Annotated in this window: 19 protein-coding genes; 6 read left to right on the top strand and 13 right to left on the bottom strand. The window is 62.1% G+C overall.

Features of this window, described 5'->3' with window-relative positions; all coding sequences use genetic code 11:
• Positions 1–77 precede the first annotated feature (77 nt).
• The 10 genes from Pan216_RS21680 to Pan216_RS21635 form a co-directional block, all read right to left on the bottom strand.
• Positions 78–1040 (bottom strand): thioredoxin family protein, encoded by a 963-nt coding sequence (locus Pan216_RS21680; protein WP_145261308.1) that lies wholly within the window; start codon positions 1038–1040, stop codon positions 78–80.
• A 761-nt stretch (positions 1041–1801) separates the two neighbouring features.
• A complete protein-coding gene (locus Pan216_RS21675) occupies positions 1802–2599 on the bottom strand; it encodes a glycosyltransferase family A protein (RefSeq protein ID WP_145261306.1) in 798 nt (265 codons plus the stop codon).
• 219 nt (positions 2600–2818) lie between these two features.
• Entirely contained in the window at positions 2819–3913 is a 1095-nt protein-coding gene (locus Pan216_RS21670; RefSeq protein WP_145261305.1) for a peptidylprolyl isomerase, read from the bottom strand.
• Positions 3914–4027: 114 nt separating this feature from the next.
• Positions 4028–7291 (bottom strand): transcription-repair coupling factor, encoded by a 3264-nt coding sequence (gene mfd, locus Pan216_RS21665; protein ID WP_145261303.1) that lies wholly within the window; start codon positions 7289–7291, stop codon positions 4028–4030.
• Positions 7292–7559: 268 nt separating this feature from the next.
• Entirely contained in the window at positions 7560–8234 is a 675-nt protein-coding gene (locus Pan216_RS21660; RefSeq protein ID WP_145261301.1) for a 3-keto-disaccharide hydrolase, read from the bottom strand.
• Positions 8235–8342: 108 nt separating this feature from the next.
• Entirely contained in the window at positions 8343–9407 is a 1065-nt protein-coding gene (locus Pan216_RS21655) for a transporter substrate-binding domain-containing protein (protein WP_145261299.1), read from the bottom strand.
• A 133-nt stretch (positions 9408–9540) separates the two neighbouring features.
• The gene (locus tag Pan216_RS21650) at positions 9541–11124 is read right to left on the bottom strand and encodes a glycoside hydrolase family 57 protein (protein ID WP_145261297.1); all 1584 of its coding nucleotides are present in this window, start codon (positions 11122–11124) and stop codon (positions 9541–9543) included.
• Between the two features lie 294 nt (positions 11125–11418).
• Positions 11419–12474, bottom strand: a complete 1056-nt coding sequence (locus tag Pan216_RS21645; protein ID WP_419192826.1) for an acyl-CoA desaturase — start codon at positions 12472–12474, stop codon at positions 11419–11421.
• Between the two features lie 335 nt (positions 12475–12809).
• Positions 12810–13541 (bottom strand): response regulator transcription factor, encoded by a 732-nt coding sequence (locus Pan216_RS21640; RefSeq protein WP_145261293.1) that lies wholly within the window; start codon positions 13539–13541, stop codon positions 12810–12812.
• Complete coding sequence (locus tag Pan216_RS21635) at positions 13538–14428, bottom strand: sensor histidine kinase (RefSeq protein WP_145261291.1); 891 nt, start codon at positions 14426–14428, stop codon at positions 13538–13540. Before Pan216_RS21635 ends, Pan216_RS21640 begins: the two co-directional genes overlap by 4 nt.
• A gap of 640 nt (positions 14429–15068) precedes the next feature.
• Between Pan216_RS21635 and hpf the strand changes: the two genes are divergently transcribed.
• From hpf to Pan216_RS28560, 6 genes are all read left to right on the top strand, one after another.
• A complete protein-coding gene (gene hpf / locus Pan216_RS21630) occupies positions 15069–15419 on the top strand; it encodes a ribosome hibernation-promoting factor, HPF/YfiA family (protein WP_145261289.1) in 351 nt (116 codons plus the stop codon).
• Between the two features lie 85 nt (positions 15420–15504).
• On the top strand, positions 15505–15981 hold the full coding sequence (locus Pan216_RS21625; RefSeq protein WP_145261287.1) for a PTS sugar transporter subunit IIA: 477 nt from the start codon (positions 15505–15507) through the stop codon (positions 15979–15981).
• A gap of 164 nt (positions 15982–16145) precedes the next feature.
• A complete protein-coding gene (locus Pan216_RS21620; protein ID WP_145261285.1) occupies positions 16146–16502 on the top strand; it encodes an HPr family phosphocarrier protein in 357 nt (118 codons plus the stop codon).
• Positions 16503–16550: 48 nt separating this feature from the next.
• Positions 16551–18302 carry a phosphoenolpyruvate--protein phosphotransferase gene (gene ptsP / locus Pan216_RS21615; RefSeq protein ID WP_145261283.1) on the top strand — a complete coding sequence of 584 codons (1752 nt, stop codon included), beginning with the start codon at positions 16551–16553 and terminating at the stop codon, positions 18300–18302.
• Positions 18289–19008: a TIGR03936 family radical SAM-associated protein gene (locus Pan216_RS21610; protein WP_419192825.1), complete on the top strand. Its 720-nt coding sequence runs from the start codon at positions 18289–18291 to the stop codon at positions 19006–19008. Before ptsP ends, Pan216_RS21610 begins: the two co-directional genes overlap by 14 nt.
• A gap of 125 nt (positions 19009–19133) precedes the next feature.
• Entirely contained in the window at positions 19134–21995 is a 2862-nt protein-coding gene (locus Pan216_RS28560) for an Rne/Rng family ribonuclease (protein ID WP_419192824.1), read from the top strand.
• 98 nt (positions 21996–22093) lie between these two features.
• Here Pan216_RS28560 and Pan216_RS21595 read toward each other — a convergent pair whose 3' ends face one another.
• The 3 genes from Pan216_RS21595 to Pan216_RS21585 all read right to left on the bottom strand — a co-directional run bounded on the left by Pan216_RS21595 (position 22094) and on the right by Pan216_RS21585 (position 26400).
• Positions 22094–23497, bottom strand: coding sequence for a tetratricopeptide repeat protein (locus Pan216_RS21595; protein WP_145261279.1), 1404 nt, complete (start codon positions 23495–23497; stop codon positions 22094–22096).
• Between the two features lie 431 nt (positions 23498–23928).
• Complete coding sequence (locus tag Pan216_RS21590; RefSeq protein ID WP_419192823.1) at positions 23929–25401, bottom strand: sulfatase family protein; 1473 nt, start codon at positions 25399–25401, stop codon at positions 23929–23931.
• Between the two features lie 216 nt (positions 25402–25617).
• On the bottom strand, positions 25618–26400 hold the full coding sequence (locus Pan216_RS21585; protein ID WP_145261277.1) for a biotin--[acetyl-CoA-carboxylase] ligase: 783 nt from the start codon (positions 26398–26400) through the stop codon (positions 25618–25620).
• Positions 26401–26419 lie beyond the last annotated feature (19 nt).

Raw genomic sequence — 26419 nt, 5'->3', positions numbered from 1 at the left:
ACTGGTCCATCGACATTCTGGAGTGCCACTGGCTGTTGGTCAGCCAGTGCGAACAGATGGCGTGATAAGGATTCGCGTCAGCGGACGCGGCGAAGAGCGTTGCCGTGATCGTCGACGTAGTGTTCCGGATCGAGGAGGAACTTGCGTTGGCTCTCCTCATCGGCGAAGAAGAAGACATCCTCCCCGAAGATGGCCGGGAAGAGGAGGTTGCCGGCGATCCAGCGACCTTGCTCCCGCCACGTGACGACGCAGTTGCCGTTTTCGCCGGGAAGGTACTGGTGCGGTTCCTGCTCAAAGAGCTGCTTCTCGCGTTCCGAGAGGAAGTAGTAGCGGTTTCCTTGATGAACGTGGCTGATACTAGGCGAACCCGGCACCATCTCGGCCCGTTCGATCATGCTGACCGGACAGTGTCCATCGAGCGCCAGTGTCGCTTGGCTGGGCGCCCGACTGGGAATCTGACTCGGGGCCGGGGTCTCGGCCGGCATCCGCGCTGCGACTTGACGAACGCTCGTCGGAGCGGCCGGATCGTTGGTCGCGTAGACCGCGGGACGAGCCGTCCGCGGCGTCATCGCGGGACGCGTCTGGGGCGCCGGCGGAGCGGGACGCGACGCGGCATAGGTGGTCGCGGCCTGTTGGAACGAGGCGGCGTACTTCAGCACGTCGACATAGCCCTCGATCTTGCCGATGACTTGTCCGGTCGGAGCGATGAACAACTGCGTGGGGAAGGCTTGCACGCCCCATTGCCGCAGCAGTCGAAAGCTCTGGTCACCGTCGAGGCTGACGGGGATCGCATGCTGATTGATCATCTGAGCGAGCTTCGGGTCTTGAAGCGTCGTCGCCTGCAGTTGCTTGCAGGGCATGCACCAAGTCGCATGGATGTTGACGAGGAGGAACTTACCGCTCGATTGAGCTTCCTGGCGGGCGGACTCGAAATCGGTTCGCCACGGGATTGGGCCGTTGGCGGCACCAGCAAGAACGTCGAAGGGTAGAAGGGCGACAAAAAGGCACGGCGCAGCCAGGCGGACAACCACCTTCTTCATGTGAGTTCCCTCTCGCCAATCCTGTCAAGGCGCCATCCTAGCGCCAAGGCTCGCGGGTTCGTGGTGCTGCGTCTGGGTGTCGTTGGAGCGGGTCAGGATCAAGGTTACGTGCGCGGACAATCTCTGTTCGCGCAGCGCGTGGTTCCCCCTTCCTCGCGGTCGCGCGAGCGATCGCAAGCGGAAGGCACGATGGTGACCGAACGTCCTCCATGGCCGACGACCACGGGCTTCAAAAGCCTCATAAGTCGTGGACCACGAGCAACGTGGCTCTCGGTCGAAGTAGCATCTCGAATGTGAATCTCTCAGGTAGTAGCTGGCGTATAAGTGCCCCCGCCGAAGGACGCAAGGTCAATTGTCGAGCAATCGAGCGAGGCGGGGACGAACGTTTCGTTCGCTTTCCTGGAATGCCTCATCGTCCGAGCGCAAGCCTCTCGTGCTCCCGCTTGTCCAAGGGTTAATTCTCTTTTGCTCCCCCTTGTCCAAGGGGTGATTCTCTTATGCTCCCCCTTGTCCAAGGGGGAGTTAGTGGGGGGCTCCTCGCGATCGCGTTCCTCGAAAGCGCAAGGAGAACCTCTCCTCCATCTCGTTGCCATCGACGAGCGGCCGGTGGCATCAAAACGAATGGAGTTCGCGTTCAAGATGACATGGGTATGTCACATGGGTGCTGTCATCAGTCCGAGTTCGGGTTGGCGGCTACACAACGCATTCGCACTGGCTGGGAAGCAGCCAGTGGTTCCCGAAAATCAGACCGTGATGGAGAACTAAGCGGCGTTGAGGCTCTCATCGGTGAGAATCTCTTGGGCGTTGATCGAGTCGAAGAACTTCTCGATCCGTTGGATCGCCTTGGCCCGCGTGCGCGGCATGTGGCGATCGCCCTCGCCGAACATCTTGTTGAGGGCCATCGTGGCGTGATTGAGGTGTAGGACGTAGCGGCAGAGCAGTTCCGGCGCTAGGAAACGGCAACTGAAGCCGAGACCCTCGATCGCTTCGTGTAGTTCCTCCCCCGCCGAGGCATGTTCGCTGGGGGCGAACATCTGGGCGCGGCAGGTGAGCGCGTGTCGTCGGTAGAGGGCGCAGTGCGACCGGATGTAGCGGCCGCGGCGCACCTTCTTGCCGCAGAGCTGTCGCCAGGACTCCTCAAGCCACTTGCCGGCGCGAAGCAGTGGTCCGGGGGATTCCATCTTCCACGATCCAAGCATCGCGCAGTTCGATCCTCCCTTGGCGATCTGCATCAGCAGAAAGTCGAGCCAGTCCTCGCGGAGGATCATCGTGTCGGTGTGGATCGTGAGGATGAGAGAGGACTCGGCGGCCCGAACGCCCATGTTGAGCGCCAAACCGTGCGAGAGTGCCGGTCGTTCGTCGGGGTCGACCTCGCGGCGCAGGAGCCGGACCCACTCGATCTTCTTGAGTTCTTCCCCGCTCCCATCCTGCGAGCCATTGTCGATGACGATCACTTCGTAGTCGTTGCGACGGGTCTTGCGACGCAAGAGCCGCAGACAAAGGAGGGTCAGTTCCAGGGTTTGAAAGTGCGGCACGAGGATCGAGACGGTCGGTCTCATGAGAAACGTCCCTTTTGCGAGACCTCCGGGCACCGTCGGGCGTCGGTCCAAGCGGACGGCGACGACGGTTCCCACCAAGGTCGGCAAACGTTTGAGTCACGGTCACGCTCCGTACGGGAGCGAGTCTTCGGTCGATCCTTGATGCTCGTGCGAATGGTGAATGCTTTGTCTGGTCGCTCGCGTCGCTCAGCGGCTCGAGCGACGATCTCTCGCTGTCGTCTATTTGACGTTGCGGCGCATTTGGGAGGCCTGACGCGAAACCTTCTCCAAGTCGTAGACCGATTCGACGTGGTGAGCCTTCATCAACTCCTCCAACTTCTTCTCACGCAGTCCCTTGAGCGAATCGCGACGAAGTCGGTTGCGGATGTCGTCCTGCACCTCACTGAAGGGCTTGGGGCTGCCGTCGCTTCGTGAGTCGACCAGGACGAGGTGAAAGCTTTGGCTCCCCTCGATCACGTCGGAGACCTCGCCGACCGGAATGGTGAAGAGGGCGTCGTCGACCTTCTTCTCGACGTAGCTGCCGCGGCTGGTGAGACTCCACTTGCCGCCGAGCGGCGCGGTGGGGCCCTTGCTGTGGTTGCGGGCGACACCGGCGAAGCTGGCACCGTCGAGGAGATCCTTTCTCAAGGACTCGGTCTGTTGCTTGGCGGCGGCGGGATCGCTTCCCTTGGGGATCTCGATGTGGCTCCAAACGACCCCTGGTTTGGTCCGGAAACTGTCGATGTGTTCCTCGTAGTAGCGAGAGAGATCCTCACGCGTCGCCTCGGGAACTTTCTGTTGGACGAGTTGGGTAAGGAAGTGCTGGGCGATGAGGTTCTCGATGAACTCCTGCCGCAGCCGACGAATGTCGTTGCCTTCCTCCTTCAGGCGTTCGATGACCGCGTCGCGTCCGGGAAGCTTGAATTCGCGGGCGAGCTGCAGGAGGTACTTTTCGAACTGTTCGCCGTAGCCGGCGTAGAGATGCGCCTTGGCTTGTTCGCTGGGCAGTCGCTGGGTGAGTTCCGTCAAGACGACGAGCCGTTCCACCGCCGCTCGGGTCGAGTCGGCGAGGAGCTTGTGCTTGATCTCAAGGTAGTGTTCGCGGGGCAACTGCTTGCGGGCGCGTTCGAGCTTGGCACGGATCGGCCGGTAGACGTCCTCGTAGAGGATCACTTCATCATCAACGTGCGCGACGATCTCGGCGGCCCGTTTCGAGCCGGGGAGCGGCCCGGTCGTTCCGTTCTCGGGAGCCTCTTGGGCCACGACTGGCACGCCGAGGCATACGAGGCTGCCCGCGATCATGGTCAGCACTCGGAATCGCCCGACGTTTCCCATCTCGACATCCTTTCTTTGCGGACCGGTGGCGCCGTCAACCACGGCGACGCTGCGCGCCGCGCGACAAGAATCGAGACGATCCGTCGGGCGCGTGGCGCAGGCGATAGCCGATCTTCAGTTTGGCTGCAAGAGGCGTTTGAGGCGTTGGGCGTGGCCGGCCGCGTTTCGCTCGGCGTGGGGAACCCGGGCATAGGCGGTCTTGCGATCGACGACCTTGAGCTCGTCACCGCGCAGTCCGGCGAGGGTGCGGATTCGGCGTTCGTCGCGAAATTGCACAAGCAGGGAACCGGCGTCGTCGGGACGAACCGATTCGATCTGCCATATCTTCGCCAGAAGCCGCATCTCCGCCAGTTGCAGCAGATGCTCCACCGTCTCGGGAACGGGGCCGAAGCGATCCTCGAGTTCGCGGCGGAACTCGTCGATCTCGTCGGGGCTCTCGAGCCGGGCCAAGCGTCGGTAGGTGTCGATCCGGGTTCGCTCGCCCGGCAGGTACTCGTGCGGTAGGTACGCCTTCCACTCGAGCTCGATCGTGACGTCGAGGTAGGTGTTAAGTGGCAGCCGCTGCTCGGCACGAACCGCGTTTTCGAGAAGCTGGCAATAGAGCTCATACCCGACCGCGGCGATGTGCCCGCTCTGCTCGGGGCCGAGGATGTTGCCCGCTCCGCGAATCTCCAAGTCTCTCAAGGCGATCTGGAATCCCGAGCCGAGCGAACTGTATTCCTCAATCGCCTTGAGGCGTCGCAACGCGTCGGGATTGATCGGACGGTCGTCGAGCATGACGTAGCAGTAAGCGTGCTTGTCGGAGCGACCGACCCGGCCACGAAGCTGGTGAAGCTCGGCCAAGCCGTAGCGGTCCCCTTCGTTGATGAAGATGGTGTTGGCGTTGGGGATATCCAGGCCGCTCTCGATGATCGTCGTGGCGAGCAGGATGTCGGCCTGCCCGGAGATGAACGCGACCATCGCCTTTTCGATGTCGTCTTCGTGCATTTGGCCGTGGCACATCGTGATCCGGGCCTCGGGGACGATTTCGAGGATCCGGTCGGCGACGCGTTTCATGTCGTGGACGCGGTTGTGGACGAAGTAGAGTTGCCCGTTGCGGTTGAGTTCGCGAAGCACCGCGTGTCTGACGATCGAGGCTTCGAAGCGGCAGATGCGGGTCTCGATCGCGAGCCGGTCCCGCGGGGGCGTTTCCAAATTCGAGATGTCGCGAATCCCGAGCAGCGCCGAGTGCAGTGTTCTCGGGATGGGGGTCGCGCTCATCGTCAAGAGGTCGACTTGCTGCCGAAGCTGCTTGAGTCGCTCCTTGTGCTCGACGCCAAACCGCTGTTCCTCGTCGACGATGACGAGGCCGAGATCCTGAAAGGCGACATCGCGCGAGAGGAGCCGATGGGTCCCGATCAGGATGTCGACCTTGCCCTCGGCGGCGTCGGCGACCACCTTGCGCTGTTGGCCCTTGGTCTGGAAGCGGCTGAGGACCTTGATGACGAAGGGGAACTCCGCCATGCGTTCTTGGAAGGTGCGATGGTGCTGCTCGGCGAGCACGGTGGTCGGGACGAGGACGGCGACTTGCTTGCCGAACTCAACCGCTTTGAAGGCGGCCCGCATCGCCAGCTCGGTCTTGCCGAAGCCGACATCGCCGCAGAGGAGCCGGTCCATGGGCCGCGCTCGTTCCATGTCGCCCCGAATCTCCTCGATCGCGACAAGCTGGTCTTGAGTCTCGGTGAACTCGAAGGCGTCCTCGAACTCGCGTTGCCAGACCGAGTCGGGAGGGAATGCGATCCCCGCCCGCGCCGCGCGCGCCGCTTGGACTTCGAGCAAGTCGCCGGCGAGATCGCGCACCGCGCGCTCGACCGCCTTCTTGCGGCGTTCCCACGAGACGCCTCCGATCTTGGAGAGCCTCGGGGCGGTCTTTGAGCCGCCGACGTACTTCTGGACTAGGCCGATCTTGCTCGCGGGAACGTAGACCATCACCTGGTCGGCGAACTCGAGCTGCAAGTGCTCCTCGAGCTGCCCGTTCTTCTCGAGCATCTTCATGCCACGGTAGATGGAGAGTCCGTGGCCGAGGTGGACGACGACGTCCCCTTCGCGCAAGTCGAGGAAGCTGTCGATCGCCTTGCTCTGATGGCGCCGTCGCGGCGTGACGCGGCGGGCCTCGCGGCGATGGAAGAGTTCGTGGTCGGAGATGGTCACGACGCCGGCGCTGATCCAGCGGAAGCCTTCGGCGAGCCGGCCGGTCGTGAACGCGATGCGGCCCTCGCGTAGGAGTCGGCACTCCGCGAGAATCTCGGCCAGCCGCGTGCTCTCGGCCTCGTTGTGGCAAACGAGCAGGACGCGGCCGTCGTTGATCGACTTGTCGAATTCCTCTCCGAGGCGTCGAACGTCGCCGCTGAAGCGTTCGACTGTTTCGACATCGAGGGTACAGGTCTCTTCGACGGTGGCGTGGGGCAGGCTCGAGAGCGTGATGGTCGGATGATGCAGCACGTTGCCCCAAACCTGCTCGACGGTGAAGAGCTCTTTCGGGGTTTCGAGCCGGTTGAGGTACTGGTTGCCCTCGGCCTTCATGTCGGTCGGCTCGGCGAGAGCGAACCAGGAGCCGGCCGGGCAGATCTCCGAGAAGCAACTACCCGACGGTTGTTGCTTCGCCTCGACGGAATCGAAACCGGTCAGCGCGGTCAGTTCCGCCCGATCACGTTCGCCCAGGCTGCGTTGGCTCTCGACGGAGAACTCGCGGAGCGAGTCGATCTCGTCGCCGAAGAATTCGATCCGCAAGGGATCCTCAGCATCGATGGAGTAGAGATCAAGGATACCGCCGCGACGGCTAAACTCGCCCGGCAGTTCGACCGCGTCTCGACGTTGCCAGCCGTGATCGAGGAGCCATTGCGACAGTTCCTCAAGGTCGACCGTCTCCCCTTTGGCTAGGACGCGACTATGACGGCGGACGTGGTCGAGCGTCGGGATCGGTTGCAGCAACGCGTGAATCGTGGTGACGACGACGCGGGGCGGATCGGCGCCGGCGACCGCTTTGGTCACGGCGAGGCGACGACCGAAGGCCTCGTCGCGGAGTCGTTTGGCTCGATCCTGTTGGCCGGGTTCTTCCAAGGAGGGAAAGACGCAGGGCGCGGGTACGCCGAACGAACGAAGATCGTCGACGGCGGGTTCGATCTCGTTGGCTCGCGGGAGGATGAGGACCGTGGTCGCGGGCGCGACCTTCGCGAGCGCGGCGACCGCCATGAAGCGAGACGATCCCCACGCTCCATCGATGGTTCCGCTGGAGCCCGCGCGCAGCGCTTTCGTCAGGCGCTGGAATGAATCATCCTTGACCAAACGCGCCGCCAAGTCGGCGAGCGACGCGGTCCTCTCGGCGTCGACAGTGCTCATCACAGGAGAATTGTAGCGAGACGCCGCCTCGGCGATAGATCAGCTTGGTCCAGACGGGCTTCTTCCGTCTCCCGTAGACCAAGGTCGACACTCTTCCGTCCGCGGTTGAGCAAGGTTGGCACTCTTCCGTCCCCCCTTGACCAAGGGGGGAAAGAGGGGAGTCGTTTTGTTGTGGGTTTGAGGAGACCCCCACTAACTCCCCCTTGGACAAGGGGGAGCACCAGAAGGGGAAGCACCAGCAGGGGAAGCAGCGGAAGGCCCCTGCGAACTAGGGGAGTTCCTTGATGCGGATGTTGCGGAACTCGACCATGGTGGCGTGGCCGAGGAAGCCGATATGGCCACTCTTGCGGCGCAGACCGGGATGCTTCTTCAGCACGGCGGGATCGGTGACGTCGTCAACATTGGCGTCGACGATCACCTCGTCGTTGAGCGTGACGGTAATGTGCGGGCCGTCGGCGCGAATCTGCATCGTGTTCCACTCGCCGGCCTTCTTGAGGGCGCCCTGCTTGGCGGGGACGACGTCGTAGATCGAGCCGCAGAACTGCGCGGGGCGAATGTTGGCGTATCGCTTCGCGTAGTTGTCCAAGACTTGGATCTCGATCGCGTCGAAGGCGGGGTGCCCGTCAAGGGTCGAACGGATACCGACGCCGTTGTTGCCGCCGTCGGAGAGACGCACGTCGAAGCGGAAGTCGAAGTTCGCGTAGGTCTTCTCGGTGAAGAGGTTCCCGCCTCCGTCCGCGGGACAGACGAGCATGTCGTCCTTGACGATGTAGCCCGGGCCCTTCTTCTTCACGAGTGTCCAACCATCGAGGTTCTTGCCGTTGAAGATGGTCGTGAAGCCATCCTCCGCGCACGCGGGGCTGGTGGCGAAAAGGGCGAACGCCGCGACCAAGGTCACGAGGCGCGCAGGGGAGCCATGGCCGATGAATGAGAGTGAACGCATGGTGTGCTACTCCAAAGGTGGGAAAACGATTGTGGAAGCGGTCCCATCGTAAGTCGCGGAGGGTCTTCCCGCAACCGCATGGTCCCAATCCGGCTGGTTTGACACGTTCTATTGTTTTCCGTGCCCCAGGTAGCGGTAGAGCACCAAGTTCCAGTCGGGTTGATGGATCGTGTTAACCAAAGCCCGGTTGATCTTTTCCCGCTGGTGGCTTCCCATCGGCAACGCCAGGGCGAAGAACTCTCGCTCGAAGGGATGCTGGAGCACCCAGAGTCGCGACGTGTGCTCGTGCGCCACGCGGTACTTCAGCAGCGGGGCGTCGCCGACAAAGGCGTCGATCGACTCCTTCTCCAAGGCGGCGAGCCCATCGGAAACGGTGGCATACGAGAGGTGGTGAATCTGTCGATCGACGAGGTACTGCGACGCGTCGGAGTCGCTGATCGCCCCAACGCGCACGCGCGGCAAGTCCTCCGGGCCGCGGACACTCGGCTGAAGTCGATTGACGGTGATCGCGGAGGCCATGGATCCGGTGAAGATCGAAATCAGCACGATCCCCGAGAGAATCCACAACATGCCGAGCATTCGTCCCAGGAAGGTGATGGGGGCCTTGTCGCCGTAACCTACCGTCGTCATCGAGACAAACGACCACCACAAGCCATGCCAAATGCCGAGGTAGGGTGAGCCGTGAAACTGCGGATTGTGATTCCGTTCGCAACACCAGATAAGTAGCCCGATCACGATGTTCATCACGGCCAGGGTGGCGATGACGTAGAGGTGGATCGGGTCGGAGAGGTGAACGAAGATCGTCTCGGCGAGACCTTCCACGCCGCGTCTGGTGGCGATGCTCAGCCCCGACGCGAAGTAGGCATGAGTGAAATCGAAGTGACGCTCCTGGTCGGGCGTGATGGTGAAGTCCGCGACGCCGACGTCGACGGTCCGCGCCTCGAGAGCGGCGATGAGGTTCTCGCGCGCGAACGCTTTGAAGGAGTATTTAGTGCCGAGGTCGTTGGCGATGGTCCGCCAAAGTTCGACGCTCAAGCCGGTCCAGTCACCGTGGGAGTCGCGAAAGGCGAAGGGAGGAGACTCGAAGACGCCCACGACGAGAGTGGAGGAGCCTTCGGGGGCTGGCGTGTCGGCTTCCGCGAGTGGGAGTGCCAGGAGCAGTAGCAGGAACATGCCGTTTCCACCGGTGTCACGTGCATCCGCCTCAGTCGTCGAGGCGATTCATCTTGCCCGATCCCGACTCGACCCAACCCGACCCGACTCCGTCAAGATCGGTGAGCCCCGACGACCGCGATGTCCTCCCGCGTCACGCGTAGAGCCGGTAGTCAATTGTCGGGAAACAGTTGTGGCGCGACTCGATCTCGCGAAGCCAACTCTCATCGACGCGGGCGGCCTCGATCTGCTGGGCGAGGTAGTCGAAGCTGACGACATGCGTCTGGGTCCGCTGTGTCGCGTATTCGGTGGCGGTGCCGTTGGACATGATAAAGGCCCAATCGCTTGACTGGGCCAGCATCAACTCGCGTGCCGCTTGATTGAGGGCTCGGCGCATCGGGCCGGTCGCGTCGGCGTGGGTGCGCGCTAGATCGATCATCTTCGCCTCCATGGCATGGAGGTGGGGGTAAATCCAGTCGTTGGAATGATCGAGCCAGACTTGGTTGTAGCCGTTGGCCCCCCAACTGGAGACACCCGGTTCGCTGATCTGGAGTTCACGCGAGCGTTCGAGGTATTCGGGGATCGTGATCGTTTCGAGGGAGTCCCGGTCTTCCGCGATGTCGCGCAGGACCGAGTTGAGCCATTCGGGACCCTCGTACCACCAATGCCCGAAGAGCTCGGCGTCGTAGGGAGCGACAATGATCGGAAGTTGGCCCGCGAGTTGTTCTTCGAGCCACTGGACTTGCTGACGGCGGTGCCGGACGAAGTCGGCGGCATGTTCCCTGGCCTTGGCCATCGCCAGTTCGGGATCGTAGAGGTCCTTGTCGTCGGTGCGGCCGGTGATGCGGTGGTACTTGACGCCGGTCTGGCTTCGAAGGCCTGGGCGGTGCAAGTGGGGCCGGAGGTAGCCGTACTCGAGGTCGTAACCGACGTCGCGGTAGAAGTCGCGATAGGCCGGATCGCCTGGATAGCCCTCGACGGAGCTCCAGACCTGCCGGGTCGATTCGAAGTCGCGAGCGGCCGCCACCAGGCCGCTGTCGGGGCAACGGATGGGAGCGTAGACGCCGTGAAGCGAGCGCGGCTTGGAGAAGAGCAGGGCGTGGGTTTCGGTGAAGAAGTAGTCGATGCCGGCATCGCGGAGTTGTTGGTCGAGTCCGTGGACATAGCCGCATTCGGGGATCCAGATCCCCCGCGGACGGTGGCCGAGATGGCGATCGAACTCGCGGCACCCCATCTCGATCTGCGCCCAGGTCGAACGCGGACTGGTCATCAGCGGCAAATAGCCGTGGGTGGCCGGGCAAGTGATCAACTCGACGCATCCGGTGGAACCGGCGTGGGCGAAGGCTCGCAGCAGATCGCCACCATGGCGATCACTGAAGAAGTCCCGCGATTGCTCGAAGCGCTCGGCGTACATCTTCGCCAAACGGTTGAGTTGCTTGATCCAGCGAGTTCGTTCGATTTCGCGGTGGGCCAGGTCGACGAGGTTGTCGAGATGACGTAGGTAGCGCTCCTGCAGCAATGCGTCCGAGAGCATCGCGGCGAGGGTCGGCGAGATGGAAATGGTCAGCCGGTAGTCGATGCCGTCCTGTTCGAGTCCTTCGAGGACCTGAAGCAACGGAATGTACGTTTCGGTGATCGCCTCGAACAACCAGTCCTCTTCGAGGAACTCGTCAAACTCGGGATGCCGAACGAACGGGAGATGAGCGTGCAATACAAGGCAGAGACAGCCACGGGCCATGAGCACGTTCCAGGCGGTTGATCTTTCGGGCCGCGACTCTGCTCTCTGGCTCCGACGTTGCTGGAGCCCTGAAGGGGAGAGTGGAGATGTCGACCCCGTCCTTCGGCCATTGGACGACCATGACCTTGATGCCGCCCATCATAAGACAGCACTCGTCCGCTGGCCAAGTTTCATAACGTCTTTTGGGCAAGTCACGTCGCAAGCGTGACACTGATCGAGGTCGTGAAAAAAGGAATGCTCGGCAGGGAATGGTCCATGCCGAGCACTCGTGTTTCACTTGGATCGCGAACGGCGTTAAACGCTCAGCGATTCGAGCTCGCGCTCATCCTCTTCCGATTCGCCGGCGTCGAAGATGTCGAACTCCTTCGGCGCCGATTCAAGCTCGGTGAGTCGATCCTTCGGCTTGCTGGTGTCTTTGGCGGCCCCGGCGGGACGTTTCGAGATGCGACGCGAACCGCTCGGGATCCGGTCGTTGACGTTTTGGACCAAGCCGAGGACCCGGCAGAGGGAAATCACCATCCAGGTGGTGTCGACCTCCCACCAGCGGTGGCCGTAGCGAGCGACGCGCGGATGGGCGTGGTGGTTGTTGTGCCAACCTTCGCCCCAAGTCACGAGCGCGACCCACCAATTGTTGCGCGAATCGTCGGTCGTCTCGTAGTTGCGATAGCCCCACAAGTGAGTCGCGGAGTTGACGAACCAGGTCGAGTGGTAACCGATCGTCATGCGGACACCCATTCCCCACAGGAGCCACGGCAAACCGCCGAGCAGGTACATGATCCCGCTGAGGGCGACCGGAATGACCGGAAACCAGCGTTCGAAGAATCGCGCGAGCGGATCGCGGAGCATGTCCGGGGCGTACTTGCGGTGAAGCATCTCGATCACTTCGGGATCCTGCTTGGCGAAGAGCCACGTCAGGTGGGACCACCAAACGCCTTCCTTCGGCGAATGCGGATCGCCCGGCTTGTCGCTGCGAGCGTGATGCAGACGGTGCGTCGCGACCCACTGGGTCGGCGAGCCCTGGGCGGAGATGCAGCCGCAGATGTAGAGCACGAACCGCAACGGCGCCGATACCTTCATGCCCTGATGGGCGAGGTAGCGGTGGTAGCCAAAACAGACCCCCAAGCAGCAAGAGGCAAACCACAAGCCGAACGCGACCGCCAACGCCGACCACGTGAAATAGAACGGAGCCGCCAAGCACATCAAGTGCATCGCCGCCATCCAGGCGATCACTGGCCAGGAGAGGTTGTCCCAACGCAAGGAGGAGGGGCTGACCGCCTCGTAGAGACGATTGTCGTCGATCAGTGGCTTGGGCTTCTTCGAGGAGGGCGTCGTAGGCGCGGCTTTGATCATCGGGGGTCCTACTTTCTTTGTTGGCTGGATCTTCGTCCTGGTTGAGTCGCGCCAGATCTTCCTTGCTGACGCCGCGTGATGAACCGAGTGAAGGAGGAAGTCCGCTCTCCGTCCCATGGTCTCGCTCGAGGAGGTCGAGGCTCGACGCATGACTTACGTTCATCACATCGGCAGTATTCTAACGAGGACGTGAAAACGTCGTGTCACGTCTTTGTCCGCGTTGTGTCAAACTTTTGTAAAGGCGGTTTAGGGGGGCTTGGCGGGAGAGGTCGGGATGGCGCGACCGCTTGAGCGAAATGCGGGGCGGTCGTCGCAATGGCTTGTGTGTAAAGGGGTTACTTCTCGGGGCTGTCCTCATGGCGGCTCATGAAGCGGTAGCCGGCGCCTCGGACCGAGAGAATGTGTTTGGGGTTGGCCGGGTCTTCCTCAAAGTGTTTTCGCAGTCTCATGACAAAGTTGTCGACGGTGCGGGTCGCCGGCGGCGGGTCAATGTTCCAGACCTCCTTGAGGATGTCGCCGCGAGTCAGGACCACGCCCTCGTTGTTGATGAACAGACGCAGAAGCTGAAGTTCCAAGGGGGTGAGCGTTCGCGGCTCGCCGGCGACCTTGACCTCGTGGGTTCGGAAGTCGACCTCGGCGGTCCCGAAGCTGACTGTCTCCTGTTGCTCGGGAGAAACCGGGTGGCCTCCGTGGCGGCGTTCGAGGAGGTTGCGGACTCGGCTGATCAGTTCGACCAGCTCAAACGGCTTGGTCAAATACTGGTCTGAACCGAAGTCGAACGCCTTGGCTTTGTCCTCGCCCAGGGTCCGGGCGCTGAGGACGAGAATTGGCACCGAGGGGTCGATCGTCCTGATCTGGCGGCAGATCTCGTAACCGCTCATCCCCGGAAGCATCAGGTCCAGGATGATCAGGTCGATGGGGGGCTCGGCGTCGCGAAAGATCCGTAATCCGCTGGGGCCGTCGCCAGCGACCGCCACGCGATAGCCTTCCGCTTCGAAGTTGAAGCGCAGCCCAATCGAGAGGTGCTCCTCGTCCTCGACGATCAGGATGTGATGACCCTTTTTCATCCGGGCAGTTCCACGATGAAGACTGATCCTTCGTCCCGGCCGCGGTTATAGACGTTGACGCGACCCTTCATTCGCCTCACGAGGGTTTGGACGATGTAAAGTCCCAGTCCGGTTCCCTGCTTCTTTCGTTCCAGCTCATTGCCGCCCCGATAGAAGAGACCGAATACCTTCTTGCGAAGTTCGGCCGGGATTCCCGGGCCGTTGTCGGCGACGCGCACCATGACGCGATCGTCGGCGATTCGTTTGGCGGTGACCATCACGTCGAGATCGTCGGCGCCGTACTTGACGGCGTTGTCGAGCAGGTTGCGAAAGATCATCTCCAAGGCCAGTCGCCCCGCTCTCATTTGCACCGGTTCGATGTCAAAGTCGACATTTTCGATCGGTTTCTTGTACCGAGAGCACGCCGATTCGGCGCATTGGTGCAAAAGTGGCTCGAGTTCGATCTGTTCCGGGACGGTTTCGTCGACAATCGCGTCGAGCCGGCCGATCTCGAGCAGATGGTTAATCAAGTGATCGAGTCGGGCGACATCTTCCATCATGAAGTGGTAGAAGCGTCGGCGTTCCTCCTCGCCGACCGAACGGAGCTGGAGTGTTTCGAGGTAGAGCTTCAGCGAGGCGATGGGGGACTTGAGCTCATGGGTGACGCTGTCGACAAAATTCGACTGTCGCTGATTTAGCCTGATCTCTTTGATCGTCAGAATGAGGTAGACCACCAGCCCAACAAGAATGAGCACGAAGAGAATCGTGCCGATCGTCAAGGCGCTCCAGAACGAGGAGTTCGCCAGCAGGACGATCCAGCAAACCATCAGCGCAACATTGAGCACCATCAGCACGACGCTGAGGGTGACCGGGAAACGAATGGTCCGTTTTCGGAATGTTGGGCTCACGCGGCCCCCCGTCTCGGTGGACTTGGTGGACTCGGTGGAGCAGCGGTCTGAACCACGTCGGCGTTGGTCGACCTAGCCGCTCGGGCTCGTCCGCTGCTCCATTGGGGTGTCGGCCGCTTCCGGTTGCTGCCGAGCTTGCCCCACTCCGATGGCTCCTGCTGAGGATATCTGTTTGGGATTGTCGTGGACAGTTCAAGGATGACCTCGTGCGGTGGAAGGGGGCGATTGGCAGCAACGAGGAACGGCGTCATGCTCCCACAAGTCGCCGGTCGGTCGAATGGTGTGTTGTAACATGTTGTTGCTTTAGTTGTTGCGCTGATTGACGCTGGGTGCTCAGCGTAGGGGGCGGGGCGTGGAAGGGGGCGAGGCCGCCTTGGGGAAGGGACGATGATCGTGCGGATTCTCCAATCGCCGAATCTCTCCGGTTGCCGGGGAAGGTGGCAGCGGCCAGTTGAAGGTACTGTTGGGAATTGCTAAAATCCCTCGTTTCACGGTTTTGCGTCTTGGGCGTCCCACGAAGACCAATGCGTTGGAAGCTGTCGGCCCCTTTCGGTAGAATCGAAAGGAGAGCCGAGCGTCCCGCAATCGTGGGCGTCACGCCAGCCCGGAAGACCTCACCGGGGCGACGAGGAGAGACTGAGTGGAAACGACGATTTCGGCACGGCATGGCAGCATTGCACCTGAAGACCACGAATACATTGACAAGAAAATTCCAAAACTTGTCCATCTCTTCGATCGTCTGACCTCTGTGCAGGTGACCGTGGATTTTCAGAAAAGCGAGCCTCAGCTCGAGCTTCTTGTCTCCGCGGAACATAAACACGACTTTGTCGCTCGTGAACACCATGCCCACGTCACGGCGGCGTTCGACAGCGCGATGTCGAAGATGGAAAGCCAACTGCGCCGCTACAAAGAGAAGATCCAAGACCATCACCGCGGGCGACCTGACCAGTCGGGAGAAGTGGCTGGTTTCGCTGGCGGCGAAGAAGTCTGAACACCAGGGAAACAGGGTGAGGCTGCGCCGAGGCGTCCGTGAGCAAGGACAGCATTGACTCGGTCCACCAGAGGAGAATCAACGGATGAAGCTGGCCGATTTCGTTGTCCGCGAGGCAGTCATCCACGACTTGCAAGCCGTCACCAAGGAAGATGCGGTTCGTGAGATCGTCAAAGGCCTCGCCGATGCCGGCGAACTCAAGAGCGATGAGTTCGAGAGCATCGTGGCGGCCATCATGAAACGCGAAGAGTTGGGGTCGACTGGAATCGGCAACGGTGTCGCCGTCCCCCACACCAAGCACCCGAGCGTCGACAAGATGGTCGGGACGGTCGCCGTGAGCAAGAAGGGGCTCGACTTCGCGAGCATCGATCGCGAACCGGTCGACATCATCTTCCTGCTCGTCTCTCCCCCCGATCGGCCGGGAGATCACTTGCGGGCGCTCGAGAATATTTCGCGTCATCTGCGCGTCGAGATGTTTTGCCGTTTTCTACGGCAGGCCAAGAAGGACGAGGATATCATTGAGGTCCTCGACGAGGCGGACGCCAATAAGTTCGAATCCTAGACCCGCGGTCGACGTCCAACGATGGTCACGTTTCGGCTAGGCATCCCAAGGGGCCAGCGAGGCGTGACGGTCTTCTCCGGGCGGGACTGGCCGAGCAATCTTACAACCGAGCGAGCGATCTAGCGATGGATTTGACGGGGGACACGACAGGTGGAGGAGCCGGGATGGCGGCAAATGTGAACGGCGATGCGCAAGGTCCGACTCCCGTTCGCGTCGATGCCAACCACTATCGTTCCCAAGTCGTGATCGTCAATTCCATGGGATTGCACGCCCGACCCGCGTCGCTGTTCGTTGAGCGAGCGAACTGCTTTGAAAGCAACGTAACAATTCAAAAGGGAAGCGACGAGGTCGACGGCAAGAGCATTCTTCAGCTGTTATCTCTCTCTGCGGAGGAGGGGACAGCCCTGGTGCTGGAAACACGCGGTCCGGATGCGGAAGCGGCCAGTATCAGCCTCTCGCAGCTCGTTGCCTCGGGATTTGACGAGATGGATGGCGACTCGGTCGCCCCGTCGAGTCCCTGATACGCGTCGCCACGCCGCCGCTTCCCTTTCGATCACAACACGAAGTCCATGGATACACTGCGCGGCATTGCGGTTTCTTCAGGCGTGGCCATTGGTCCCGCCCTGACGCTTGACCGTCAAGGCATGCAGATCCGGTCCCTCTACGTCCCCAGCCAACGCATTCCCGAAGAGATCGAACGCCTCGATCGCTGTCTCTCCGAACTCTCCAACGAGATCGCCAGCAACGCTCAAGTCGTCAGCGAGAAGGTCGGCCCCGAGGTCGCCACCATCTTCGAGGCCCACCGTCGCATGATCTGCGACCCGCATCTGCGCTCGATGGTCGTCGAACGGATCGAGAAGCGGGGTTGCAGCGTCGAGTTCGCCGTCCGAAGCGTCCTGCAGAAGTATGCCAGCTTCTTTCGCGGCATGGAGAACTCCCACTTCCGCGATCGTGCCGAGGACATGCTCGACATCGAGCGGCAGATCCTCGCGCGTCTGGCCGGCGATCGGGCCCCGATCGAGGAGATTGACCGAGAAGTCATCGTCCTGGCCCACGACCTCACGCCGACGCAAACCGTCTCGTTCGATCCCAAATTCGTCAAGGGCATCGTCACCGAGGCGGGTGGACAGACCAGCCACACCGCGATCATCGCCGGAGCCCTTGAGATTCCCGCGATCGTCGGCATCGGCCGCTTCCCCGAAAGCCTCGAGCACGACCAAACCGTCATTGTCGACGGCAACCACGGCGTGATGATCATCGCTCCCGACGAGCCGATGCTTCATCGCTACCGGACCAGCGTTCGCGATTTCCAGCGCTTCAAGGAGAGCTTGGGGAAGCTGCGGGATCTGCCGGCGGAAACGACTGATGGCTGCCGCGTCACCCTCTCGGCCAATATCGAGTTCCCCGAGGAAGCCAAGCACGCGCTCGAGCGTGGCGCCGAGGGAATCGGGCTCTACCGCACCGAGTTCCTCTACCTCAACAGCAAGAGCGCCGCTCCCTCCGAGGAAGAACAGTACGAGGCTTACGCGGCGGTGCTCAAGACGGTCGGTCCCGATCGGCCGGTCATCTTCAGGACTCTCGACCTAGGGGCGGACAAGCCCCATCAGGACGGCGCCTCGGCGGAGAACAACCCGGTGCTCGGCCTGCGCAGCATTCGGTTGGCGCTGAAGAACTTGCCGATGTTCAAGACGCAGCTTCGGGCGCTCCTGCGCGCGAGCGTTCTGGGCGATGCGCGGATCATGTTCCCGCTGATCAGCACCTTGATGGAATTCAAGCGGGCGCGAATGGTCTTGGCCGACGTGATGGAGGATCTCCAGGAACTCGGCATCCCCTTCCGCAAGGATCTTCCCGTCGGCATGATGATGGAAGTTCCCTCGGCCGCGGTGATGGCCGATCGCTTCGCGCGTCACGTCGACTTCTTTTCGATCGGCACCAACGATCTGATTCAGTACACCTTGGCGGTCGATCGCACCAACGAGACGGTGGCGTCGCTCTTCAACGCCTCGGACCCGGCGGTGATCCGTCTGTTGCGCGAGATCATCAAGGCGGCGAATCGGCACGGCGTCGATTGCAGCCTTTGTGGAGAGATGAGTGGCGACCCGATTTACACGCCGCTGCTGCTTGGGCTGGGACTGAGGCAGTTCAGCGTCGCGCCGCACAACATCCCGGAAATCAAGAAAATCATTCGCTCCGTGAGCCTTGAGGATGCTAAAAGGGTTGCGGGACGAGTGTTGCGTTTGGACTCCGCGAGCGAAATCACGAGTTTCCTACGGGATCGAACGCGCCGAGTTGTCCCCGAGTTTGTCGATGAAATGGACTGAGCCATTGGCGCAAGCGCCACTTCCCCATGCGAACGCGATTCGCGAGAAGGTTCGCATCCGCTTTCGGAAAGTCGGACCACTTCGTTTCATCGGTCATCAAGACCTTTTGCAGTGTTGGGAACGACTCCTACGGCGGACACAGCTTCCGCTGCGTTATTCTGAGGGGTTTCACCCTAAGCCGCGCGTCTCGAGCCCGCTCTCGCTTGGGTTGGGCATCGAGGGACGCGATGAGATCATTGAAGTCGAGTTGGCACCGATGCCACCGTTGGAATCAGTCGATGAGGCCTTGAGACGGCAGGCCGTGCCGGGCCTCGAGATTGTGAGCGTCACGCGTCATCCCTCGAAGGAGCGGGCGCGCGTGACGGCGGTTGAGTACTCTTTGCAGCTACCTCCCGGGACGCCGTCCGCGCCACTGCGCGAACTCGCGACCGAGGCGTTGGCCGCATCGACGCTGGAGACACATCGGCGGCGTCCGGGCAAACCGGATCGCACGATCGATCTTCGTCCCTGGCTGTTGGACCTTGCCGTCGACGATCACCAGGTCCGCTTCCGGACCGCGGTGACCGAGAAGGGGACGGCGCGTCCTGAAGAGATTCTCTCCTTGCTTGGGCTCGATCATGCGACCGAGCAAGGAGCCGTCCTGGTCCGTTCTCGCGTGGAATTGGCCGAGGCGCCGCGTCACGGCGCAGCGCCGGGACATGGTTGAAACAAGTACCTCCGCGCCTCCGGCGACCCATCATCGGTCACGGACTCGCGGCGCTGCCGACATGACGACGCGCCTCCGGCGCCGTCGACGTGTTGGCGACGGCACAAGCCAAAGGGTTTCCGCGAATGAAGAAGGAAATGCTCATCAACGTCCTCCAACCGGAGGAGACCAGGATCGCGATCCTCGAAGACGGGATCCTGGAAGAGCTTTATTTGGAACGTGAATCGAACGAAGGGTTCGTCGGCAACATCTACAAGGGAAAGATCGTCAACATCGAGCCGAGCATTCAAGCGGCTTTTGTTGACTTCGGTGTCGGCCGCAACGGGTTTCTGCACATCTCCGATGTCGATCCCTTCTACTTCGAAGGCGGCAGCGGCATCGACGCCTTGCTCAAGAGCTGCGAACCGGGCACGAAGCCGAGCGGCGGCCGATCCTCGCGCGACCTCGATCCCGAAGACGTCGTGATCGACGTCGAGTCGACCAGCGACGACGATGACTCCGCGGACGATGACTCCGTGGACGATGCGGGACCCCCGGACGCCGAGTCCTCGTCCTCCACCGACGAGCAGTCACGCCCCAAACGCCGTCGTCGTCGACGCCGTCGCGGTGGCCGCGGCCCGAACAAGGACGCCGACGCCAGCGAGCAACAGGATTCGTCCGAGAAGAGTGAGGCCCAGGAAGAGTCGCCACTGCCCGATCTCGAGGACTTCGAAATTGACGTCGAGGAGGTCGTCGACGAATCGCCTCAAGACGAGGAAGAGACCTCGCGGGACGAGTCGAGCGAAGAGGAAGTGGTCGTCACCGCTCGTGTCGAGCCCGAAGAGGTCCCGGCACCCCATGACGAGGAAGAAGGGGAGGATGAAGACGACGAAGACGACGATTCGTTCGGGCTCGGCATCTTCGAGGAGGGAGCGGCCGCCAATCGGGATGTCGACGACGACTCGGATGACGATTCCGACGAGGACGACGACGAGAACCTGAGCTTCGGCGGCGAAGCGTCCGCGAGTGGCGAGGATGACCCCGAGGACGGGGATCCGCCCATCGAGACCCAGCCGGGCGTGCCCCGCCGGACCGAGGACGATGATGACGACGACGGTGGGTTCGGCGAAGGCCTCTTCGACGATCTCGACCTGAGCGAACCGGAGCGAGGTGAGAAAGAGGAAGCTTCCGACGTCGTGATCGAGACTTCCGACGACGACGTCGATGCCGACGAGGACGAGGACGGGGACTCCTCGGAGGACGACGACTCGGACGCTGGGACCAAGCCCGAATCGGTTGCGGATTCGTCGGACGACGACTCCGAGTCGGTTGCGGATTCGTCGGACGACGACTCCGAGTCGGATGACGACTCCGGGTCGGATGAGGAGGGCGAACAAGAGGAATCCGGCGTCGCCGCCGAAGCGTCGAGCGAGGATGGTGCCCCCAAGCGTCGTCGGCGCCGACGACGCGGGGGACGGCGCAGAAAGCCGAAGTCGGACGAGAACAGCGACGAGCAGGCCGCTTCGGCGGAGCAGTCCAATGGGACGTCCGATGCCGCCGATTCCAATCCCGCCGACGACGAAGACGATTCCCAGGACTTCCAGATCGAGGAGGATTCGGTCGACGACGATGACGACGACGACTTCGTTCCTTCCGGGCCGCGGTCGCGTTCGGGGAATCGTCGTGGCCGGTCCAATGGTCGTTCGAACGGCCGTCCGCGCGGCAATCCACGCCGTCCCCGGGAACGTCCGCCCATCCAAGACATCTTCCGTCGCGGCCAAGAGGTCCTGGTTCAAGTCATCAAGGAAGGGCTTGGCAACAAGGGACCGACGCTCAGCACGTACGTCAGCATCCCCGGTCGCTACCTGGTCCTGATGCCGGGCCTCAATCGCGTCGGCGTCTCGCGAAAGATCGCCGACGACGAACAGCGTCGGCAGTTGCGGGACATGGTGCAGGGGATCGAACGCCCGGAGAATGTCGGCTTCATCGTTCGCACCGCCGGCGTCGAGCGGACCAAACGCGAGCTCGAACGCGACATGTCCTACCTCGTGCGGCTCTGGGAAGTCGTCGTCAAACGGATCAAGTCGCAGCGCTCTCCCGCGGTGATCTACCAAGAGAGCGACATGATCATTCGGACGATTCGGGATATCTTCTCGTCCGACATCAACACGATCTGGATCGACGAGCCGAGCGCCTACGAGCGAGCTCGTGAGTTCCTCCAGCAGGTGATGCCGCGCTACGTGAATCGGCTGAAGCTCTACGAGAAGCCCGAGCCGCTCTTTCACCACTTTAAGATCGAGGAGGAGATCTCCCGCATTCAGGAACGGACCGTTCCCCTCCCGCAGGGTGGATCGATCGTGATCGACCAGTCGGAGGCCCTGGTGGCGATCGACGTCAACAGCGGCAACTTCCGCGCCGACGACAATGCGGAGGAGACCGCCTACCAGATGAATCTCGCCGCCGCGAAGGAGATCGCCAGGCAGTTGCGCCTTCGCGACCTCGGTGGGGTGATCGTCAACGACTTCATCGACATGCGAGAGGACCGTCATCGCCGTTCGGTCGAGCAGGCCCTTCGCGACGCGGTCAAACGGGACCGGGCCCGCACCAAGATCTTGCGGATGTCGGCGTTCGGCCTGGTGGAGATGACCCGGCAACGGATCCGGCCGTCGCTGAAGCGCAGCCTCTACCGCGAATGTCCGATGTGTCGCGGTTCAGGACAGATCAAGACCGTCGAAAGCATGGCGATCGACTGCATCCGCATGTTGACGTTCGTCGGCCAGCGGGGGCGGGTCCATCGCATGGAGTTGGTCGTCGATCCCGACATCGCGACCTACTTGCAGAACAACAAGCGTCATGAACTGGTCGAGATCGAGCAAAACTGGAAGGTCGCCCTCACCATCGTCGGGCGCGAGATGAAGTCGCCAGAGGAGGTTGAGTTGAGTTGCTTCGACGGCAATGACAACCCGACCGATACCAATGGCCGGCCGTTGCGCCGTGACCGTCGCTAGCGGTCGTGACCGTCGCTAGCAACGGTTGTCTCGGCTTGAGTGCGAACAGGGGTCATACGATGCCATCGGCGCTACCTAGCGCCGGTGGCATCGTTGCGTTAACGGGGTGGTTGGTACTCGGGAAAGAGGTAGTCGATCTCGCCTGTGATCGGTTTTCCCTTGGTGTCGAGAGCCCGAAACCGCCCGCCGCCGAACGTCCGCACGACTTGGAATCGCCGTGAGGGCTCGAGTTCGCCGAGTGGCTCGCGATCGAGTTCCGTCAGGACCATGCCGGGGCGCAACCCAGCCTGATAGAAGGGACTCTCTTTCGCCAACGCGTGGATACGAACACCATCCGGGACGGCTTCCAACTCCACGCCCAGGGCGTCGTGTTGTCGGACGATCCGACTCTCCGGGGCGATCCGATGGGCTTGGTCACCGAGCTTGGTCGCTTGTTCTCGATTCCCTTGCGACTCGTGGATGTTCTGAAGAGCGACCAGCGCGGGGACATAGTTCGGTCTCAGCTCGAGCGCCCTGTTCCATGCCGACGTCGCCTCGTCGACCTGGCCAAGCCGCTCGTGCGAGCGGGCGAGAAGATGTTGGCGAACGAGCTTCTCGGCGGGCGTGGACGGTTCGAATGCCTTGAGCCCGGCGATCGCCTGACCGGCGGTTTCCGGTGCCGACGCAAGCCAAACGAGGTAGGGCCAACTGTGGTCGTTCTCGGAGACGTTCGCTCCATTGACCAGTTTGCCGACGATGTCGTAGGAACGTTGGACGAAGGGAAGTTGAGCGGGGCCCATCTCCGAGGCGAGAAAGTGGAGTGCGAACGCCTCCTGGGGACGACCTCGCATCTCCGCGAGCGAAGCGCGCAGGTGGAGGGCGATCGGCTCGCGTTCCGCGACCCGCTCTTGCTCGTCGAGCCACCGGGAAACGTCGTCCCAACGGCCAAGCCGAACGAGCAACTCGCCGTACATTGCCGGGATCGCCAGTTCATCGGGCTTGCTCCCCCTGGCCGACGCGGCGATCGTCGTCGCCATCTCCTCGAGACCGCCGAGTCGTAGGGATGCGTCGAGCAGCGTTTGTAACGCTTCAACGTTGTGGGGATTCCAGGCGACCGCCTTGCGGGCCCAATCGACCGCCCCCGCGGCATCTCCCTCGGCGAGTTCGAGACTGGCCAAGCGAGCTGCGGCTCGCGACGCGAAGGTCGAGTTGGCCCTGGTGGGGTCATCGACCATCGAATGCCAGATCCGGGTCGCCTCGTCGATCTGTTCGTGGCGATCATGCCAATCGGCTTGCCAGTAGAGGGCTCTCGGATCTCGCGGATCACGTTGAACCATGCGCGTGACGAGTCGCTTCCACTCCGCTTCCTGTCCCCCTTCGAGGTAGCGTTTCCCCGATAGGGACTCAATTCGCTGAAAGGCCTCCTCCCGAGCATCGGTTTCCGACGATTCGTCCAGCCGAGCGACGCTGGGCAGGCCAGCAACCGACAGGAGCACGAGCGATGTTCGCAAGCAGTTCGTCATGGGATTCGCTTCCACACGGACATTGAGTGACGACTATCGCATCGTAGCAACAATGCCTCCCGGGTTCTGGGTCGATCAACCGAATGGAGTCCAAGCAGTTCCAAGTGTGTCCTGGCTCACCGAGTGTTTTGGCTCGATCGCCGATAGCTCCCCACGTCAGCGGAACGGAATCCGAGTTCGAGGAATCCTCGGGGAATGGGGGGGGGATGGCGATGATGCGCATGATCGTGAGTTGGGTGGCGATGGGAGTCTTGGGGATGGTCCTCGTCGGCTGCGGACACCATCGCGGTTGCCATCGCTGTGGAAGCGGAAGTTGCTCCATTGAAGGATCACCCGTCTCCGCCACGACGTCGTCAGGGATGGATGAACAGTCCGAACGTGGGCTACTCTCCCTTCGGCCGACGAAATGATCTCAGCCGGCCGCGACGGCCTCATTGGCTCAAGAGCCGTGGCGTCGGCGTCTCGACTTGGCCAAGTGGTCGTTGTTGCTGACCTGGACGGCCTTGGTCACCTAGTTCCTTCCGGGCTCGCTCGGCCAGTTCTGTCAGTCGGGCGACGACCTCGGGATGACTCGTCGCGACGTTCTTGGTCGAGCCGATATCCTCGACGACGTTGAAGAGGAGTGGTTCGGACGACTCGCCCTTCTTGAAATGCGGATGGCTCCGGAAGGAATCGAGTGGGAGAAAGAGCTTCCAGGGGCCGCTTCGGACCGCTTGGAGCTGATCGGCGTTGTAGTAGTAGAAGGCCTCGTAGGGGGACTTGGCCCCCGGCTTGCCTTCGATTAACGCGGTAATGTCGTGGCCGTCGATGACCCGATCCTGAGGTTCCTTGCCGCCGGCGAGATGGGCGAAGGTCGGCAAGAGATCCATGGTCGAGCAAAGCTCCGTGCAGACGGTACCGGCCGGGACGGTTCCAGGCCACCACATGACGGTGGGGACACGAAAGGCTCCCTCGGAAGTCGTGTAACCGCGACCATGCAGCGGGAGGTTGCTGCCGCGCGAGTGATCGCCCACCACCCGCGAGATGGGAGCGCCGTTGTCGGACGTCCAGACGACGAGCGTCTTCTTGTCGATCCCTTCCTCGACCAGCGTGTCGAGCACCTCCCCGATCGACCAATCGAGTTCTTCGATCGAATCTCCCCAAGGACCGTTACGACTCTTCCCGCGAAAGGCCTCGCTCGCGAAGGGTTTCTTCGTGCTTCCGGGCATCGCTTGCGGGAGGTAGATGAAGAAGGGCTCGTCGCGATGCTCCTTGATGAACTCCACGGCATGTTCGGTGTAGCGTTTGGTCAGCCCGTTGCGATCGACGGGGGCCTCGATGACGCGGTCGTTCTCCATCAGTGGTAGCGGGGGCCACTTCGTACCATCGAGCCGATTTCCGATCCGCTGGCCCACCTCCTGGGTCATGTCGTCGCTGTAGGGGATGCCGTAGAAGTGATCGAAGCCCTGAGCGGTCGGCAGAAACGGCGGCTGGTCCCCGAGATGCCACTTCCCGATGCAGGCGGTCGTGTATCCGAGCCCCTTGAGCACCTCGGCGATCGTGACTTCCTCGGGGTGTAGGCCGTACCGTGAGATCGGTCGCAAGACGATCCCGTCACGCTCGTTGGTATGCAGGTTGACCCGTTGGGAGTAGCAACCGGTGATCAGGCTCGCTCGCGAGGGGGTGCAGACGCCGGCGCTGACGCAGAAGTGGGTGAAGAGTCGTCCCGCGCGCGCCATGCGGTTCAAGTTCGGCGTTCGATGGAGCTTCGAGCCGAAGGGCTCGATATCGCCGTAGCCGAGGTTGTCGCAGAAAACGACGATGAAGTTCGGCTTTTCGGTCCCACTCTTGTTGGCGTGGGCGAAGCTGGGAAGCAGCAGCAGCGTGGTCAGAAACGCTCCGCGAGCGACGTTCGAAAGAGTCACGGCGTTACCTCGACGTCAGGGGAAAGCGTGAGTCGGCCCAAGTCAGGGAAGCAATACGTTGGGAGGAACAAAACTAGTGCATGGTCAAACGTCTAGCTTCGGGTTGTCAGTGGCGCGACTCGTTCTCACTGGGTGACAAGCAGCCAGTGGTACCCGAACAGCGGGTCTTGGCGGGGCACTCGGATGTCACGAGGCATCTTAGGCGAAGCGTGGAGGTCACGCAAAGTCCAAACGGAGAAGTTCCTCTGGCGGGATGGTGGTCGCGGTGCCGTTGGTGCGAAGAAGACGACAGCCGCGATCGGGGCGCAAGTCGGTCAATTCGCCCTCGAGCGTCAGTTGCCGGGTGACGGCGATCACGCGATCACCGGGCTGATGCAGGGCGTGCGATGTCCAGGCTTGGAGGATCGACTCGGCGCCGTGGTCGATCGCTTCGGCAAAGCGTTGCTCCAGCCGCTTTAGGATCGCGATCGCCAATTCGGTCCGGTCGACCGGACGCTGGGCCTCCGCGACCACCGAGGTGGGCGGCAGGCGGAGTTCACTCGGTAGGTCCTCTTTCTCGACGGTGACGTTCAGTCCGATGCCGACGACGGCGCCGCGTCGGCGTTCGGTGAGGATGCCGGCGAGCTTCTTCTGGTCGATCAGAAGATCGTTCGGCCACTTGATGCGCGCATCGAGGCCGAGTCCGCCGAGGACTTCCGCCAGACTGAGCGCCGACCAAGCGGTCAGAAAGACCGGCCCCGCGAGCGCTTCGGGAGGTTCGAGAAGGATCGAGAAGAGCAGGGCGGTGCCGGGGGGCGCCACCCAACGGCTGCCGTGTTGGCCTCGGCCTCGGGATTGGTGATCGGCGAAGATGACGAGTCCGGCCGGACGTCCCTGAAGGGCGTACTCGTGACAGCGGTCGTTGGTGCTGTCGGTCTCGGAGAGGACTTCGATCTCCGTCCCGACGTGGCGATGCGTTTGGGTGGCACTCTTGAGCAGCGTCGCGTCGAGATGGTTCATGGGTGCTTTCCTCGAGGGC

The organism is Kolteria novifilia, assembly GCA_007748055.1.
Lineage (GTDB): Bacteria > Planctomycetota > Planctomycetia > Kolteriales > Kolteriaceae > Kolteria > Kolteria novifilia.
The sequence above is the reverse complement of the archived record's forward strand: the minus strand, read 5'-3'. Positions and strand labels throughout refer to the sequence as shown.

What these genes read in the sequence shown, in the direction of transcription:
- Pan216_RS21660 (WP_145261301.1), bottom strand. Translation starts at nt 8,234, where the DNA reads ATGCGTTCACTCTCATTCATCGGCCATGGCTCCCCTGCGCGCCTCGTG.
- Pan216_RS21595 (WP_145261279.1), bottom strand. Translation starts at nt 23,497, where the DNA reads ATGACGAACTGCTTGCGAACATCGCTCGTGCTCCTGTCGGTTGCTGGC.
- Pan216_RS21670 (WP_145261305.1), bottom strand. Translation starts at nt 3,913, where the DNA reads ATGGGAAACGTCGGGCGATTCCGAGTGCTGACCATGATCGCGGGCAGC.
- Pan216_RS21675 (WP_145261306.1), bottom strand. Translation starts at nt 2,599, where the DNA reads ATGAGACCGACCGTCTCGATCCTCGTGCCGCACTTTCAAACCCTGGAA.
- Pan216_RS21610 (WP_419192825.1), top strand. Translation starts at nt 18,289, where the DNA reads ATGAAATGGACTGAGCCATTGGCGCAAGCGCCACTTCCCCATGCGAAC.
- mfd (WP_145261303.1), bottom strand. Translation starts at nt 7,291, where the DNA reads ATGAGCACTGTCGACGCCGAGAGGACCGCGTCGCTCGCCGACTTGGCG.
- Pan216_RS28560 (WP_419192824.1), top strand. Translation starts at nt 19,134, where the DNA reads ATGAAGAAGGAAATGCTCATCAACGTCCTCCAACCGGAGGAGACCAGG.
- Pan216_RS21585 (WP_145261277.1), bottom strand. Translation starts at nt 26,400, where the DNA reads ATGAACCATCTCGACGCGACGCTGCTCAAGAGTGCCACCCAAACGCAT.
- Pan216_RS21645 (WP_419192826.1), bottom strand. Translation starts at nt 12,474, where the DNA reads ATGATCAAAGCCGCGCCTACGACGCCCTCCTCGAAGAAGCCCAAGCCA.
- Pan216_RS21655 (WP_145261299.1), bottom strand. Translation starts at nt 9,407, where the DNA reads ATGTTCCTGCTACTGCTCCTGGCACTCCCACTCGCGGAAGCCGACACG.
- Pan216_RS21650 (WP_145261297.1), bottom strand. Translation starts at nt 11,124, where the DNA reads ATGGCCCGTGGCTGTCTCTGCCTTGTATTGCACGCTCATCTCCCGTTC.
- ptsP (WP_145261283.1), top strand. Translation starts at nt 16,551, where the DNA reads ATGGATACACTGCGCGGCATTGCGGTTTCTTCAGGCGTGGCCATTGGT.
- Pan216_RS21625 (WP_145261287.1), top strand. Translation starts at nt 15,505, where the DNA reads ATGAAGCTGGCCGATTTCGTTGTCCGCGAGGCAGTCATCCACGACTTG.
- Pan216_RS21640 (WP_145261293.1), bottom strand. Translation starts at nt 13,541, where the DNA reads ATGAAAAAGGGTCATCACATCCTGATCGTCGAGGACGAGGAGCACCTC.
- Pan216_RS21620 (WP_145261285.1), top strand. Translation starts at nt 16,146, where the DNA reads ATGGCGGCAAATGTGAACGGCGATGCGCAAGGTCCGACTCCCGTTCGC.
- Pan216_RS21680 (WP_145261308.1), bottom strand. Translation starts at nt 1,040, where the DNA reads ATGAAGAAGGTGGTTGTCCGCCTGGCTGCGCCGTGCCTTTTTGTCGCC.